Below are 14753 nucleotides of genomic sequence, written 5' to 3' on the forward strand. Positions count from 1 at the left end.
TTTTATTAATCTGAAAGGCTTTTTTATTCCAGAACAAAATTTAAATCTTGTAATAATTGTTATGACCGCTTTTTGGAAAGAAACTGAAAAATATATTTCTATAAATGAAGAAACCAGAAAAAACTGGCAGAATATTATCTATCCAAAAACAATATTAAAAAATAGTTTTTATATTAAAGAAGGTGAAATACCTAAAACAATTGCATACATTAAAAAGGGGCTTTTATCTTATTATTATATGGACGAAAATGGTAGTTCTGTAATTAAAAAATTCTTTCCGGAAAATACATTTGTTACTTCTACCTCAGCTTTACTGGAAAAAGCCCCCAGTATATTCAGTATTCAGGCTCTAGAAGAAACGGAATTATTGGTTTATGATGCAGAACAGTTTCAGCAACTTGTAAATAAACATTCGGACTTATCTCAATTTTACATTAAATATCTGGAAAAAAATTGGGTAATTGATAAAGAAATACAGGAGATTATCCTAAAATCCCAAACAGCAAAACAACGCTATCTTGCTTTTATACGAGATTACCCAACATTAGAAAAACGACTGAAACAACATCACATTGCATCTTATCTGGGCATTACTCCTACTCAGTTAAGTCGAATTCGAAGTGAATTATAGTTTATATCAACATATGTAAAGAAGTAATAAAAAATAATGAATGAATTTTGTTTTTTAAAAATTAAAAAACAAAATATGAAACCACAAAAAAAACTTCCTGAAATCTCAAACCCAAAAACACTTTATGACTCTACGGATCATGGTTACTCTCATATTGCTGCTATTCCGGAAAACAGCTCTTTATTTTTCATAGCCGGACAAAGCGGACAATATACTGAAGATGGAAAAGCAAACATTGACTTTCGTAAACAAATTCAACAAACATTTAAAAATATTGAGCATGCTTTACAGTCAAAAGAATTAACAATGCAGCATATCGCTAAGCTTACTACTCTTATAGTGGATTATAATTCTGAAAAACTTCAGATCTTAGCGGAAGAATGTAAAAAAATATGGACAGACGGAAAGTTTCCTGTCAACACTTTAATTCCAGTTTCTCAACTTGCGTTAAATGATATGTTTATAGAAATAGATGCAGTAGCAATAAAATAATAAACCTAATACATTGTAATAAAAAGTCCTGAATTCAGAGCTTTTTTACTATTTATACTCTTATTGTTTTTATATAATTATTTTTTATCCTTAAATTACTCATCTAACTAAGGATAATATAAAAAAAATCACATACTTACTTTTAATTTCAGGTCTTTTCTTTTATATATGGGGATATTTTCATCCAGCAGATTTCCTGATAGACTTCAATATTCATGATACCTTTTTTTTAATCGGTTATTCTGCAATAGGTACTATATTGCTATATTTGCTGTGTTCTTTTATTTATTTCAGCTCTTGCTAAACAATCGTTCCAAAAAATAGAATTATAATTAGATTTTGCTTCCTTACAGTGGAATATTAAATCGGGCAGAATTAGTGAGAAACTATTATTCTGCCTAATTTAATGGTTGTCTTTTATTTTTTTAATTAGATACAAATCAAATAATTATTCTAAAATTTTTATCTGTCACTAAAAGAAAAGCGGACAATATGCAACAAATCAGGGCATTGTAATAATGATTATATTCCTGATGTGCAAAATGAGTTATTAATGCTCCAACGGCAAAAGGGAAAAGGAATAGAACAGCACTGTTTTTTACTTTATGGTTCCAGAAACCAATCAATAAACCTAAAACTCCTATTACTTCGCCAATTCCTATCATAATCGTCCAGATCTTATTAAATCCAAATGACTGCATACTTTCCATCATTGTGGTTTTCTGAAATACTTTATAAAGGCTTGCGTAACCAAATATATACAGGAAATAAACATAACCTGACCAATGTAAAACTCTCATTATTTTTTCCATAATTATTTTATTTAATTGTCAAAAGTATTTCTTTACTTTACATTTTACAAGTACATACAAAATTGTATGTACTTACTAAAATAATATCTAATGAAAAAAGAAAGCTCTACTAATTCTGTAAATAAGAAATATCTTGATGAAAACTGTGGCATGTTTTTTACTTTATCCTTAATAGGAGGAAGATGGAAAATAAGTATTCTTGCTGTACTTTCAAACAATGGCTGTTTGAGATATGGAGCGTTAAAAAGAAGTATACCGGGCATAACGGAACGTATGCTCATTTCTCAACTGAAAGAACTGGAAACAGACGGACTTATAGAAAGAATTGCTTACCCTGAGGTACCACCGAGAGTTGAATATAAATTAAGCAAACTCGGACTGTCGCTGAAAAACATTTTAGACAAAATGAATGAATGGGGTGAGAAAAATAAAAATCAGGCAGAATAATAATAAGTTATTATTATTATTCTGCCTGATTTAATGGTACTTTTTTATCTGTTTTTATAACAAGATACGGATCCGGTTGATTCAACCTGCAAAACAATTTTATCGTCTGCTTTTACCAAATTCACAAAATAATCATTATCTATTTTAGAATCAATATTGTAAATAACCTTATTCGGGTTATTCGATTCATCTTCATCTAAAAATACAATATCTGCAACAGAATATTCTTTATATTTTTCTTTGATTATACGCTGAGCCTTAAGAGGCAGGTCTAAAAATGTTTTATGTGTTACAGTTCCCATCAGTTGACTATCATAATCATAAACAGCAGTTGTTTTTTTACCGTTATTATCTATGAAAGAAGCTTCATCATACTGACCTACTCGTTTCCATACAACATATTGTTTATTACCAAAATCTTCAAGAAATTGTGTTTTGGATCGATAACTTGCAAGATTGGTTTTCATTTTCTTCAGCATTTTTTTTTCTACTTTCTTCTCTGTACTCGTTTTTTTACCTTTCTCTCCTATGCTGTCCACTTCATTTTTGATCTGTCTTTCTTTTAATAGTGGACAAGCCTGGCTTGTCACTAATGAAAACAGAATGACCATCGATAATAAAACTAATTTTTTCATGATAATCTGTATTTAAATTAATAAAAAAATATAACTTAATTATAATCACATCAGCTTATCTGAGACCAAAAAAACACCAATACCATAATTTTAAATCAATAAAATTACGGGAGGTGTTTTTTCTGAAAATTTCTGTTTTTATTTTTCCTGTTTACTATTTCTTAAGTTATCCTATCAGAAGTATATTATTCAATTTCAGGCGTTTAATCCATAACAAATGTACCTATTTATAAAACATAAAAAATAATTATAACATAAAAGAAACAATATTTATATTTATTTTATTAAATAATTAACGCAATGATAACAATAGCTCTGCTTTTATCTTCTTTTGCATCTAATACAACTTAAGCAGTCTGACGAGCTCTGCCTAAATCACTGGAATAAATAGCTTTAAAAGAAATATCTTTCAATCCTTTGCCTAAATATTCTGCGACTTTTACTCCTTCCGGAGTAAGTGGAGTAACACTATTATATTTTATACTTCATCCCAAATTCTATTGTAAAAGGTCGTATATAGGTTCCTGCTACCGGCATATTATAATATCCTTTTGCTTCTTCTGCTGTAGTTGTATTTGTACCTGATATGGTTCCTTGTGCTCCTTTTTGATTTAACAGATTCACTACGTTACAGCTAAATTCTAAACTTTTATTATGTTTATAATTCAACCCTCCAAAGGTTTCCCAACGACCTGCAAAGAATAAAGTATTAGGATAATTTGCAGATTCCTGACTAAAATAACGTGCACTTCCCCATATTTTCAGCTTTTTATAAGTATAACTCGGATCTATTTCTACAATCGTTTTAGAAACGCTACGTGCAACTGTTCCGTCAAAATCATATTGATATCCAAATACATCTACTTTAAAATTTTTATACTCCGGATTTTGCATCGTAAGTAATAAATGAAGATCAAAACCATTTACGGGACTGAAAACCAAATCGGTAGTCCAACCCAGAGTCTGAACATCATAGGTTATGGTTTTTTTAGACTGCTGAGAAAGATCAAACGGATTTACAAAAGAGGAATTATTTTTAAACTTCGTACGTTCAATAAAGGTTGCTTTTGAAACAACGCTAAATAACGGATGATTAAAATAAACTCCAAAAGCCGCTCCGGAAATAATGGACTGTTCAGTCATAGGATCATCAGCTCCTGAATAACTACTTAAGTTACCTGCTACTTCAGCATAGTTAAGGTCTCCTAACAAACCAAAGTTTTTTGTTGTTTTATAAATAAAATTACCTGAGAAAGATTTATTCATCCAGTCCTTTTGAATTTTTTGAGTTTCTCCTGACACCCAATTTGTACCGGCAGCTTTTCTGTTTTGTTCCGGATACCAGTCTCCCTTAATTCTGTGCCATTCTAAACGGACTCCTAAATCAGCGGAAAATGCATCTGATATTTTCCATTTATCGATAAGATAAAATGCCGCTTTGTTCTCCCAGCCATCATAATACTGCATCGCTGAATTATAGGAACGCTGACCATATTCATCTCCAACATTTTCCCAAACACCATCTTGTAATATCTGACGGATCAACTGACGAGGTTGAGGGGCTACTTCATGAAAAAAAGAATATGAAGCTGTAACAGATTTATTGATATTATAGTGCCATTCGTTAAAGCCTAAAGTCAAATTATGGTTTTTAACTTCTTTACTTAGTTCTACTCTACTCATTATGGTATTAATAGGTATTTTTGGCGTGGCTTGCATCATTCCGGCTTGCACTAATCCATCAGGGGAATAGGCTGTTTTATCATCTGCATAAATATATCTGGTTGTAGCATTCTGATTCGCTTTACTAATCAAAGAAACATAGGGATTAAATAAACCAGCTTCTGCATAACTGTAACGAACTACGTAATCCAGATTAAAATCATTTTCTAATTTATTTTTTCCAAAAACATCGATTACATGTGTTGTAGATCCCATATCTCTCATAGCGCTCCAATCTTCTTTTTGTCCTGTTAACGGATTTATTACGCGAGCAAGACCTGAACGTTCAAAATAGGAATCTCTACCAATTCTAAAACCATCAAGCTGATCTACTTTTCCATTTTCTTTATAAATATAAGGGCTTTGTTTAGTAGTAACACTGTTAGAAATAGCTAGTTTATACTGAATACCTATTTCTCCTTTTCCATCGTTATATTTTTTATTCAGTACTCCTTTATAAATCTGGGTCTGATCTATATAATCGGTAAAACCAACATCAAAAGTTCCTGGATCGAAATTAGCAAAAGCAGTAAGAGAATATGTAAAACCATTTTTTAGCGGTCCGCTTACATTAATATCACCTCTCAAAAGACCAAAACTATTAGATGAAACAGATCCTTTCCCTTGAAATTCTTCTGTTCCTTTGTTTGTATAAGTATTTACTGAAACACCTACATCGCCAATGGTAATAGCGGTTTCTCCAAGATTTAGTATACCAAATTTTGCAATACCGGAATCCTGACGCCATACTGTAAGTGCTTTTTGGGCATGAAAAGAATACGTTACCGGTAAACCATTTTCCAGAATTGTAGTTCCTCCAATACTGGATGGTAAACCTATATTTACATTACGAGGACCATTATTATCTGATGCATTTAACATTACGTTTCTTGTTTCCTCTTTAATAGCGACAGAATCAACTATTACTTTTTTAACTTCCTGCTGTGAAAACACACTGAAAGACATAAACCCTAAAAAAAATAAAGGAATACTCTTTTTTTTAATTTTAAATATCATATTTTAAATTTTAACATTAATACATTCTAAATGATTTTAAAACTCACTAAGCTTCACTAACAATATCTACTGTTTTTTATACAAATAACAAAACTATCAATAAACTTTAATATATTTTTTTACACTTGTATTACTTATATCGCTTAAATTAATTTTAATCAACATTGCAAATAAGAGAAAAATAATTCTTAATAACTAATATTATCTTAACAAATTTTACACTTTAATTACATTTGAAATAAAATCATTATAAATCAACGTTTAACATCTAACAAAATTAGATAAAAAGCCAGTTTTGAATTATTTAAAAATACAAAAAGATTATTTACTTTATTTATAGAAATAAAAACTAATATATTACCAGCGAATATAAACTGAAAATAAATTATAATTCGTTATCTACTTTTACAAAATATAAAACACTACTAACTCCCCAAAATAAAAAAAAATGAGTTTATAATTTTTCATAAATTTAAATATGACTTTGTTTATTCTTCTAATAAAAACAATATCTTTAGTTCCGATTATTAAGAGAATTTATTTATAAAGAATTATGCTCAACCTAACCAAAACCAACTCGGATAACCCCGATTTCAAACAACTTATCCGCCAACTGGACGAAGTACTTAAAATAACAGATGGTGATGAACATTCTTTTTTTGCTCAGTTTAATACTGTTGATAAAATAAATCATATTATTGTAGCCTACAAAAATGATAAACCTGTTGGCTGTGGTGCTATAAAATATTATTCTGACTCTATTGCCGAAATCAAACGAATGTTTGTCTCTTCTGAAGTCAGAGGTCAAGGAATTGCCGGAACTATCTTAAATAAACTGGAGGAGTGGGCTTCTGAACTATCTTTTACTGAATGTATCCTAGAAACCGGAATAAAACAAATTGAAGCTATTGGACTTTATAAAAAAGCAGGCTATCAGATCATCCCCAACTACGATCAGTATGAAGGAGTGGAAAGTAGCGTTTGCATGAAGAAAAGATTGTTTGATAATTAGATAGTTTGATTCTTGGACTTTTAGATTATTTGATGGTTAGACCTTTGGATTACTCCAGAATTATCCCTTTGGTTCTTAGAAGTAAAACATTATTTGAATTTTTAGATTATTCAGACCGTCTGAAAATCGAACCGTCGAATAATCTAAAAATCAATCCAAAACTTACAGTAGTTTTCCGCTTAAAATCACCATTGCGACAAGAAAGTAAATAATCAATCCTGTTACATCTACTAGGGTTGCAACAAACGGAGCAGATGAAGTTGCCGGATCCAGTCCAAATTTCTTTAAAACAAAAGGGATCATAGAACCGGAAAGAGTTCCCCATAGTACAATAAAAATCAACGAGATAGCCACAGTCAGTCCTATTGAAAACCAATATATCCCATAATCATATAATCCTGTTTCCTGCCATATCCAGATTCTTAATAAACCGATAGCTCCAAGAATAGAACCTAACATAAATCCGGAAGTAATTTCTCTTTTCATTACATACCACCAGTCTTTTAAATTCAACTCTTTTAATGCCATAGCACGAATGATAAGAGTAGCAGCCTGAGAACCAGAATTTCCGCCACTGGATATAATCAACGGAATGAATAGAGCGAGAACAACTGCTTTGTCTATCTCTCCTTCAAAATAACCCATTGCTGAAGCGGTAAGCATTTCTCCCAGAAACAGAATAACAAGCCAACCGGCTCGTTTTTTTATCATTTCAAGAATCGGTGTTTTTACATAAGGTAGTTCTAATGCTTCCAATCCTCCAAATTTCTGAATATCTTCTGTATCTCTTTTCTCTACCTGATCTAACATATCATCGAAAGTCACAATTCCTACCAGAACCCCCTTGTCGGATATTACAGGTAAAGCTGATCGGTCATATTTCTCAAATATGGTAATTGCTTCTTCTACTTTTTGTGTGGTATATAGTGCAATAAAATGATCGTCCATTATAGATTGAAGCGTATCTTCTTCGTCTGCCATTAAAATATTACCAATCTTAATATCATCTGTTAATTTCAGATCTTCATCAACAACATAAACAAAGTTTAACGTTTCTGCTTTTTGCCCGTTTTTTTTAATATGTTGTAATGTTTGCCGGATCGTCCAGTTTTTATTTGCCTGAATATAGTAAGGTGTCATAATTCTGCCGACACTTTTTTCTTCGTAACCCAATAAGGTCAGCGCCATTTTTCGTTCTTCTTCTGGTAACAGGTTTACCGCTTTTTTAATAATATGATCCGGAAGATCACTAAACAGCTCTGTTCTGTCATCTGGTGACATCGTTTTTAAAATATCTCTGATCTTTTCAGAGCCCAGCCCTTTAAGGATATTTTCCTGTGTTGCTTTATCCAGATAGGAAAACACTTCTCCTTCCAAATCTCCTGAAGACAATAAGAAGAAAGAAATAGATTGTTCTTCTTTACTTAATTTTGCAATTGCTTCTGCAATATCACTTGGATGTTTTGTTTTTAATTCTTCTTTTGTAAATGTCATAATCAATAAATGTTTTTGTACACTATGATTACTTACAATGGAACAACTTTAATATCATTTAAAATGATATTAAACTAAAGTTTATCTGGTAAAGAACGATATCCTGAGAAGATGTAGGATACACGATTTATAAAATCTATTCTTTATGAAAACTATTCGTCGTTATTTCTGCAAGAAACTTTCATAATAATACACTATAAATAATTTTTGAATAGGGTATCACTTTGATTTAAGCCTCTATTCTGAATCTAACTGTTCTCCGAATAATAATCGTCCATTTGAATTTGATTTAAAATTTCGGTGCGAAGATACTGCTTTATAGACAAACTGAAACTGAAATTGATTTTTTAACGCAACTTTAAATAGAATCGGAAAAGATAGAGAATCTGACAACAATTTTCTCCTTTTAACCAGCTATTTTATACTTCTTTACCTTTCATCATTTTGTTCCAATACAAATAAGGCAATATATATTTCTTAACAATCCATAACCTCCAATGTTCTTTATGGCTATCAAAAAGTAATATTGACTTTAATTTAGGATCAGGAGTAAATTCATTCTTATAGTTAAATTCAGCTAATGCCATTTTACCATAACCTGTAACTAAAGGGCAAGAAGAATAACCTTGATAAGAGTTATTATCAGCCACTTTTCCGGATATAAGTTTAAGAAGATTTTCAACTACAACGGGAGCCTGTTTCCGAATCGCTGCACCGGTCTTTGCTGTAGGCAAGCCCGCAACATCTCCTAATCCGAAAATATTCGGGTATTTTTTATGTTGAAGGCTGTTTATATCTACATCAAGCCATCCCATTTCATTTACTAAAACAGAATTTTTTACAAACTTTGGGGCTGTTTGCGGAGGTGCCAGATGTAAAAAATCAAAAGGTATTTCGAGAAATGATTCTCGTTTTTGATTTGTTTCCAAAACATCTCCCGTATTTATCATACACTCATTTTGTTGAGGGGCAACACTTCTGAAATAAGCTATTTTCCGAGTAGCATCAATTTTAATAAGACTATAAAAGGGTTTAAAATCTATCTGGTACCTACGGATAACCTGCATTAAAGTATCTGCTATTTTCTTTACACCAAAAATCACTGCTCCTGGTGTTGCAAATGTTATATTAGTAGTTACATCTCTTCTTTTTTTTCGGAAATAATCTGCTGCAAGATACATTGCTTTTTGAGGAGCTCCTCCACATTTAATGGGTGTTACAGGCTGTGTAAACACAGCATTACCTCCTTTAAAATTTTGAATACATTTCCAGGTATATTCAGGGTCAATATAATTACTACAAACAACGCCTTTATCAATTGCCTCCTGCAATCCTTCAATCAATGTTAAATCATTTACAAGTCCTGGTGCAACCACAAGATAATCATAACTAACTCGTATTCCTTTATTGGTAAGGATTTGTGATGTTTCAGGAAAAAAAGCAGTAACTTCATTCTGTAACCATTCTACACCTTTAGGAATTAACTCCTTCATAGACCTCCCTGTCTTTTCAAATGCATAAGCACCTGCTCCTACGAGTGTCCACGCCGGTTGATAATAATGTTTTTCTGCCGGGTCTATCAACATAATATTTAAAGACCGATCCTTTCTTAAAAGCTGTGCCGCTACCATTATTCCGGCTGTTCCGGCACCAATAATAACTATTTGATACTGTATTTGCATAAATCTATTCTTTATATAAAAATAAAAAAATATTTTAACATAAATACCATGAAATAGTCATAATTACTATATTATTTGATTTTATATTCAGCAATGTTAAATATAAGATTCTACAGATAAAATCCTGAAACTGCTTTAGCTGATGATTGAAGTGACTCTCAAAAATTTTAGCAGTATACTCATAAAAAATAAAGCTAAAACTATTTAAAACGGTATTCAGAAAAGAGGAATACATGGTTTATAAAATATATTCTTTATGGAGATAATAAATCTGAAAAAGACTTCCTGTTTAAAATTATGCTTTTGCTTTATAAAAAATAGTAAGTTTGATATACAGACAAAATCCCGAAACCTCTTTAGCAGATGGCCGATCTTAAATATTATATCAAATCCTATTTTGGAGTTACAGAAGAAGAATTAACGGAAATTATAGCTCAGTTTACTGAAACAACACTGAAAAAAGGAGCTTTTTTTGTAAAAACAGATCATTACTGCAACCAATTGAGTTTCGTAAAAAGTGGACTGTTACGAATTTGTGCTCCTTCTAATACGAAAGAAATTACACAATGGATCGCTACGGAAGGTTCATTTGTTACAGATCTGCAGAGTTTCACTTTTCAACAGACCGCCCGCTGGACCATTCAGGCATTAACGGATTGTGAACTATATACAATCGACAAAGAATCTTATAAAAATATAGGACAAAAAATACCTAAATGGGATGCTATCCAGAATCGCTTTATCACGCAGTGTTTTACCTCTATGGAAAACAGAATATTCAATCATTTATCGATGACGGCAGAAGAAAGATACGACATCTTATTTGAAAGTAATCCTTCTCTATTTAATCAGGTTCCTCTTCAGTATCTTGCGTCAATGTTAGGAATGACTGCCGAAACTTTTAGCCGTATACGTAATAAAAAATCTTGATTTTTATCAAGACCATTCTGTACTTTTCCTTTCTAACTTTGTTATTGTTAATTACGAAACTTGTAAGACAGAGAAATACCTTGCAGAACAAAATTGATTTAAATCAAAAACTAAACAATCTATTATGGCAACGAAAATAACAACTGAAATAATAATTCAGAAAAGCCCTGAACAGGTCTGGCAGATACTAACCGACTTTGAAAAATATAAGGAATGGAATCCTTTTATAAAATCACTGACCGGAAATGTAAAAGTTGGAAATAAAATTAAAATAGAACTTGAAAAAATGTCTTTTCAGCCTATTGTCCTTACGTATACTCCTAATAAAGAATTACGCTGGATTGGACATTTTCTTTTTAAAGGAATTTTTGACGGGGAACATTCTTTTATTCTGGTAGATAACGGTAACAACACCACCACTTTTAAACAGAATGAAACGTTTAAAGGGATTCTGGTTCCTTTTCTGAAAAAGACAATAATGGAAACTCAAAGTGGTTTTATTGCTTTTAATAAAAGCCTGAAAGAACGTGTGGAAAACTCTTAACTTAAAGGAAAGTATTCAGTTTCCAGTATTCGGTATTCAAAACAGCTTTACGGCTCTGGACTTTTCAATAAATTGATTTTTAGACTATTCGTCTTCTTCTTTGGTGTAACCTTCGTAATAATAGGATTGTTCTATTCCTTTAAAAATAATTTCTCTGTTATTAATTTCTTCTGTTAAGTTAAGATTTAGCAAAGTTCTTAATTCCAAATCGTTTATTGGACTTCTTTCCATTGCTTGTAAATAAAGTGATTTATCTACAAATTGCCAATTTATCATCTTTATAAGTTTGGTTTTTAAGAGCATATCCAGCCAAATACGCATTGTTCTGCCGTTGCCGTCCATAAAAGGATGAGCAATATTCATTTCTACATATTTAGCAATAATTTCTTCAAAATCATTTTCGGGCATTTGTTCAATTTTTACCAAAATTTCATTTAGGTACAAAGCGTTTGCAAATCTAAAACCACCTTTCGATATATTTTTTGTTCGTATTTGTTCTGAAAAATCATACAAGCCATTAAATAAATAGTTATGTATTTGTTTTAACCCTTTTGTTGTACCTATTTCGATTTTTTCAATATCATTGGATTCAAACAAGCGGTACGCATTTTCTAAACTTTCTTTATCAATGTTTTTCATATAAATTCAGATTTATGCATCTGGAGATTCTTTGTCAAAAATACTTTAAATACTTGTGATTTACTTTAAAACAGATTATTTTTTGTGCACTTAAACCAGCTTCAAATCCTCTGTTTAGCAAAGTTTTTAACTTTGCAAACAGTGTTTGCTAACTCTCAAATATACGAGAATATATTTGACAAAAATTAACCAGTAACTAAGTACCAACAGCCACTCATGCACAAGAATTTTAAATAAAAAAGCCCTGAACAAAAATTCAGGACTTTATATCTGGTCTTTTAGTTATTCTTTAATCTCTTCTGTTCTCTTGCCAGTAGTGTGTTTTTCAGCAACATAGCAATCGTCATTGGTCCTACTCCTCCGGGAACGGGTGTAATAAAAGAGGCTTTTTTACTTACATTCTCAAAATCGACATCTCCGGTAATTACATATCCTCTTTCTGCTTTTTCATCTGCAACTCTGGTAATTCCGACATCAATAATAACGGCTCCGTCTTTTACCATTTCTGCTTTTAGATAATTAGGCACTCCTAAAGCGGTTATGATAATATCTGCCTGACTTGTGATCTGTGTAATATTCTTGGTATGACTATGTGTTAAGGTAACGGTTGAATTTCCGGGAAATCCTTTTCTTCCCATCAGAATACTCATCGGTCGACCTACAATATGGCTACGTCCTATTACTACTGTATGTTTTCCTTCTGTTTCTACGTTATACCTTTCTAATAATTCAAGAATACCGAAAGGGGTTGCGGGAATAAAGGTAGTCATATCTAATGCCATTTTCCCGAAGTTCTCCGGATGGAAACCGTCTACATCCTTACTTGGGTCTACAGCCATCAATACTTTTTGTGTATCAATCTGCTCTGGTAATGGTAACTGAACAATAAAGCCATCTATATTGTCGTCTTCATTCAGTTCTTTGATCTTTTTTAATAATTCAGTTTCAGAAGTAGTACTTGGCATTTTTACTAATGTGGATTCAAAGCCCACACGTTCGCATGCGGTTACTTTACTTCCTACGTATGTTAAACTTGCTCCGTCATTACCAACAATAATTGCTGCTAAATGGGGTACTTTTTCACCGTTGTCTTTCATCTGCTGCACTGCTGCAGTGATTTCATTTTTAATGTCATTAGAGACCTTTTTTCCGTCTAGTAGTTGCATTATATTTAGTTTAAAGTTTAAAGTTTAAAGTTGCAGAGCTATTTAAACTTTAATTGGTTGTGTTGTTGTATTCCTCTAAATAAATAAGGTCTGAAGTTCTATAAAAATAGTATTTATAAAAACTTCAGACCTTTATATAAAATTATTTCATTCCTTTCATTCCACCCATCATTCGCATCATATTTTTGCCTCCTGGTCCCTGCATCATCTTCATCATTTTCCCCATTTGATCGAATTGTTTCATTAGCTGATTGACCTGCTGAATAGAGGTTCCTGATCCTTTTGCTATTCTGTTCTTTCTTTTTACATCTAATAAAGAAGGTCTCTTTCTTTCTAAAGGTGTCATGGAGTGAATAATCGCTTCGATATGTTTGAAGGCGTCATCTTCGATTTCAACATCTTTCAGGGCTTTTCCTGCACCGGGTATCATTCCTACCAGGTCTTTCATATTACCCATTTTTTTAACCTGCTGTATTTGTGTCAGAAAATCATCAAAACCGAATTCGTTTTTAGCAATCTTCTTTTGTAATTTTCTTGCTTCTTCTTCGTCAAACTGTTCTTGTGCTCTTTCTACTAAAGATACAACATCACCCATACCAAGGATACGTTCTGCCATACGTGTTGGATAGAACACGTCGATCGCTTCCATTTTTTCACCTGTACCAATAAACTTAATTGGTTTGTTTACAACTGATTTAATGGAAATAGCTGCTCCACCTCGTGTATCACCGTCTAACTTTGTAAGGATAACACCATCAAAGTTTAGAATATCATTAAACGCTTTTGCAGTATTTACCGCATCCTGCCCAGTCATTGCATCTACTACAAATAACGTTTCTTGTGGTTGGATTGCTTTGTGAACATTTGCGATCTCTGTCATCATTTGTTCGTCAACAGCAAGACGTCCTGCTGTATCGACAATAACAACATTAAATCCTTTTGCTTTTGCATGCTTAATCGCATTTTTAGCAATTTCTACGGGATTTTTATTTCCTTCTTCGGAATATACTTCTACTCCTATCTGTTCTCCTACAACGTGTAACTGGTTGATAGCTGCGGGACGATAAATGTCACAGGCAACTAATAAAGGATTCTTTGATTTTTTTGTTTTAAGATAGTTTGCCAGTTTTCCGGAAAAGGTTGTTTTACCGGAACCTTGTAATCCTGACATTAAGATCACTGTAGGATTTCCTGAAAGATTAATCCCTGCTGCATCACCTCCCATTAATTCAGTTAATTCGTCTTTGACTAATTTAACTAATAACTGACTTGGTTGTAAAGTAGTTAACACATCTTGTCCAATTGCTTTTTCTTTTACTTTGGCAGTAAAATCTTTTGCAATTTTAAAGTTAACATCGGCATCTAATAAAGCACGACGTACTTCTTTTAAAGTATCGGCAACGTTAACTTCTGTAATTTTCCCATGCCCTTTTAAAATATGAAAGGCTTTGTCTAGTTTATCACTTAAATTATTAAACATAACTGTATCTGTCTTTTATTGATTTGCAAAGATAAACTAATTAAGCAATT

The 14753-nt window shown here is 31.9% G+C and carries 15 protein-coding genes; 6 read left to right on the forward strand and 9 right to left on the reverse strand.

The annotated features are described in order from the left end of the window. The first annotated feature begins 61 nt into the window (after window positions 1–61). Together AC4FQX_RS02745 and AC4FQX_RS02750 are read left to right on the forward strand one after the other, a co-directional pair. Window positions 62–631: a Crp/Fnr family transcriptional regulator gene (locus tag AC4FQX_RS02745; RefSeq protein ID WP_491166133.1), complete on the forward strand. Its 570-nt coding sequence runs from the start codon at window positions 62–64 to the stop codon at window positions 629–631. Between the two features lie 75 nt (window positions 632–706). Then, window positions 707–1123 carry a RidA family protein gene (locus tag AC4FQX_RS02750; RefSeq protein ID WP_491166134.1) on the forward strand — a complete coding sequence of 139 codons (417 nt, stop codon included), beginning with the start codon at window positions 707–709 and terminating at the stop codon, window positions 1121–1123. 440 nt (window positions 1124–1563) lie between these two features. Here AC4FQX_RS02750 and AC4FQX_RS02755 read toward each other — a convergent pair whose 3' ends face one another. Next, complete coding sequence (locus AC4FQX_RS02755) at window positions 1564–1935, reverse strand: DoxX family protein (RefSeq protein WP_491166135.1); 372 nt, start codon at window positions 1933–1935, stop codon at window positions 1564–1566. A gap of 90 nt (window positions 1936–2025) precedes the next feature. Between AC4FQX_RS02755 and AC4FQX_RS02760 the strand changes: the two genes are divergently transcribed. After that, the gene (locus AC4FQX_RS02760) at window positions 2026–2382 is read left to right on the forward strand and encodes a winged helix-turn-helix transcriptional regulator (RefSeq protein WP_491166136.1); all 357 of its coding nucleotides are present in this window, start codon (window positions 2026–2028) and stop codon (window positions 2380–2382) included. Between the two features lie 44 nt (window positions 2383–2426). On the opposite strand, the gene AC4FQX_RS02765 is transcribed toward AC4FQX_RS02760, so the two are convergent. The 3 genes from AC4FQX_RS02765 to AC4FQX_RS02775 all read right to left on the reverse strand — a co-directional run bounded on the left by AC4FQX_RS02765 (window position 2427) and on the right by AC4FQX_RS02775 (window position 5756). Further along, a complete protein-coding gene (locus tag AC4FQX_RS02765; protein WP_491166137.1) occupies window positions 2427–3017 on the reverse strand; it encodes a hypothetical protein in 591 nt (196 codons plus the stop codon). A 347-nt stretch (window positions 3018–3364) separates the two neighbouring features. Then, window positions 3365–3499, reverse strand: coding sequence for a histidine phosphatase family protein (locus AC4FQX_RS02770; protein WP_491166306.1), 135 nt, complete (start codon window positions 3497–3499; stop codon window positions 3365–3367). After that, a complete protein-coding gene (locus AC4FQX_RS02775) occupies window positions 3489–5756 on the reverse strand; it encodes a TonB-dependent receptor (protein WP_491166138.1) in 2268 nt (755 codons plus the stop codon). The genes AC4FQX_RS02770 and AC4FQX_RS02775 overlap by 11 nt, the downstream gene beginning before the upstream one ends. Before the next feature lie 553 nt (window positions 5757–6309). Between AC4FQX_RS02775 and AC4FQX_RS02780 the strand changes: the two genes are divergently transcribed. Beyond that, entirely contained in the window at window positions 6310–6768 is a 459-nt protein-coding gene (locus AC4FQX_RS02780; RefSeq protein WP_491166139.1) for a GNAT family N-acetyltransferase, read from the forward strand. 162 nt (window positions 6769–6930) lie between these two features. On the opposite strand, the gene mgtE is transcribed toward AC4FQX_RS02780, so the two are convergent. Further along, the gene (gene mgtE, locus AC4FQX_RS02785) at window positions 6931–8262 is read right to left on the reverse strand and encodes a magnesium transporter (RefSeq protein WP_491166140.1); all 1332 of its coding nucleotides are present in this window, start codon (window positions 8260–8262) and stop codon (window positions 6931–6933) included. 419 nt (window positions 8263–8681) lie between these two features. Next, the gene (locus tag AC4FQX_RS02790; RefSeq protein ID WP_491166141.1) at window positions 8682–9944 is read right to left on the reverse strand and encodes an NAD(P)/FAD-dependent oxidoreductase; all 1263 of its coding nucleotides are present in this window, start codon (window positions 9942–9944) and stop codon (window positions 8682–8684) included. Window positions 9945–10307: 363 nt separating this feature from the next. Between AC4FQX_RS02790 and AC4FQX_RS02795 the strand changes: the two genes are divergently transcribed. Both AC4FQX_RS02795 and AC4FQX_RS02800 read left to right on the forward strand, forming a co-directional pair. Continuing rightward, complete coding sequence (locus AC4FQX_RS02795; RefSeq protein ID WP_491166142.1) at window positions 10308–10874, forward strand: Crp/Fnr family transcriptional regulator; 567 nt, start codon at window positions 10308–10310, stop codon at window positions 10872–10874. A 124-nt stretch (window positions 10875–10998) separates the two neighbouring features. Beyond that, window positions 10999–11418 (forward strand): SRPBCC family protein, encoded by a 420-nt coding sequence (locus AC4FQX_RS02800; RefSeq protein ID WP_491166143.1) that lies wholly within the window; start codon window positions 10999–11001, stop codon window positions 11416–11418. 84 nt (window positions 11419–11502) lie between these two features. Here AC4FQX_RS02800 and fic read toward each other — a convergent pair whose 3' ends face one another. The 3 genes from fic to ffh all read right to left on the reverse strand — a co-directional run bounded on the left by fic (window position 11503) and on the right by ffh (window position 14703). Further along, window positions 11503–12057, reverse strand: coding sequence for a protein adenylyltransferase Fic (fic, locus tag AC4FQX_RS02805; protein WP_491166144.1), 555 nt, complete (start codon window positions 12055–12057; stop codon window positions 11503–11505). Window positions 12058–12335: 278 nt separating this feature from the next. Beyond that, a complete protein-coding gene (locus AC4FQX_RS02810; protein ID WP_491166145.1) occupies window positions 12336–13223 on the reverse strand; it encodes a bifunctional 5,10-methylenetetrahydrofolate dehydrogenase/5,10-methenyltetrahydrofolate cyclohydrolase in 888 nt (295 codons plus the stop codon). A gap of 142 nt (window positions 13224–13365) precedes the next feature. Next, window positions 13366–14703 (reverse strand): signal recognition particle protein, encoded by a 1338-nt coding sequence (gene ffh, locus AC4FQX_RS02815; protein ID WP_491166146.1) that lies wholly within the window; start codon window positions 14701–14703, stop codon window positions 13366–13368. Between the last annotated feature and the right edge of the window lie 50 nt (window positions 14704–14753).

The sequence above is a fragment of the Flavobacterium sp. AK-301 genome (assembly GCF_058310215.1).

What these genes read in the sequence shown, in the direction of transcription:
- AC4FQX_RS02745 (WP_491166133.1), top strand. Translation starts at nt 62, where the DNA reads ATGACCGCTTTTTGGAAAGAAACTGAAAAATATATTTCTATAAATGAA.
- AC4FQX_RS02750 (WP_491166134.1), top strand. Translation starts at nt 707, where the DNA reads ATGAAACCACAAAAAAAACTTCCTGAAATCTCAAACCCAAAAACACTT.
- AC4FQX_RS02755 (WP_491166135.1), bottom strand. Translation starts at nt 1,935, where the DNA reads ATGGAAAAAATAATGAGAGTTTTACATTGGTCAGGTTATGTTTATTTC.
- AC4FQX_RS02760 (WP_491166136.1), top strand. Translation starts at nt 2,026, where the DNA reads ATGAAAAAAGAAAGCTCTACTAATTCTGTAAATAAGAAATATCTTGAT.
- AC4FQX_RS02765 (WP_491166137.1), bottom strand. Translation starts at nt 3,017, where the DNA reads ATGAAAAAATTAGTTTTATTATCGATGGTCATTCTGTTTTCATTAGTG.
- AC4FQX_RS02775 (WP_491166138.1), bottom strand. Translation starts at nt 5,756, where the DNA reads ATGATATTTAAAATTAAAAAAAAGAGTATTCCTTTATTTTTTTTAGGG.
- AC4FQX_RS02780 (WP_491166139.1), top strand. Translation starts at nt 6,310, where the DNA reads ATGCTCAACCTAACCAAAACCAACTCGGATAACCCCGATTTCAAACAA.
- mgtE (WP_491166140.1), bottom strand. Translation starts at nt 8,262, where the DNA reads ATGACATTTACAAAAGAAGAATTAAAAACAAAACATCCAAGTGATATT.
- AC4FQX_RS02790 (WP_491166141.1), bottom strand. Translation starts at nt 9,944, where the DNA reads ATGCAAATACAGTATCAAATAGTTATTATTGGTGCCGGAACAGCCGGA.
- AC4FQX_RS02795 (WP_491166142.1), top strand. Translation starts at nt 10,308, where the DNA reads ATGGCCGATCTTAAATATTATATCAAATCCTATTTTGGAGTTACAGAA.
- AC4FQX_RS02800 (WP_491166143.1), top strand. Translation starts at nt 10,999, where the DNA reads ATGGCAACGAAAATAACAACTGAAATAATAATTCAGAAAAGCCCTGAA.
- fic (WP_491166144.1), bottom strand. Translation starts at nt 12,057, where the DNA reads ATGAAAAACATTGATAAAGAAAGTTTAGAAAATGCGTACCGCTTGTTT.
- AC4FQX_RS02810 (WP_491166145.1), bottom strand. Translation starts at nt 13,223, where the DNA reads ATGCAACTACTAGACGGAAAAAAGGTCTCTAATGACATTAAAAATGAA.
- ffh (WP_491166146.1), bottom strand. Translation starts at nt 14,703, where the DNA reads ATGTTTAATAATTTAAGTGATAAACTAGACAAAGCCTTTCATATTTTA.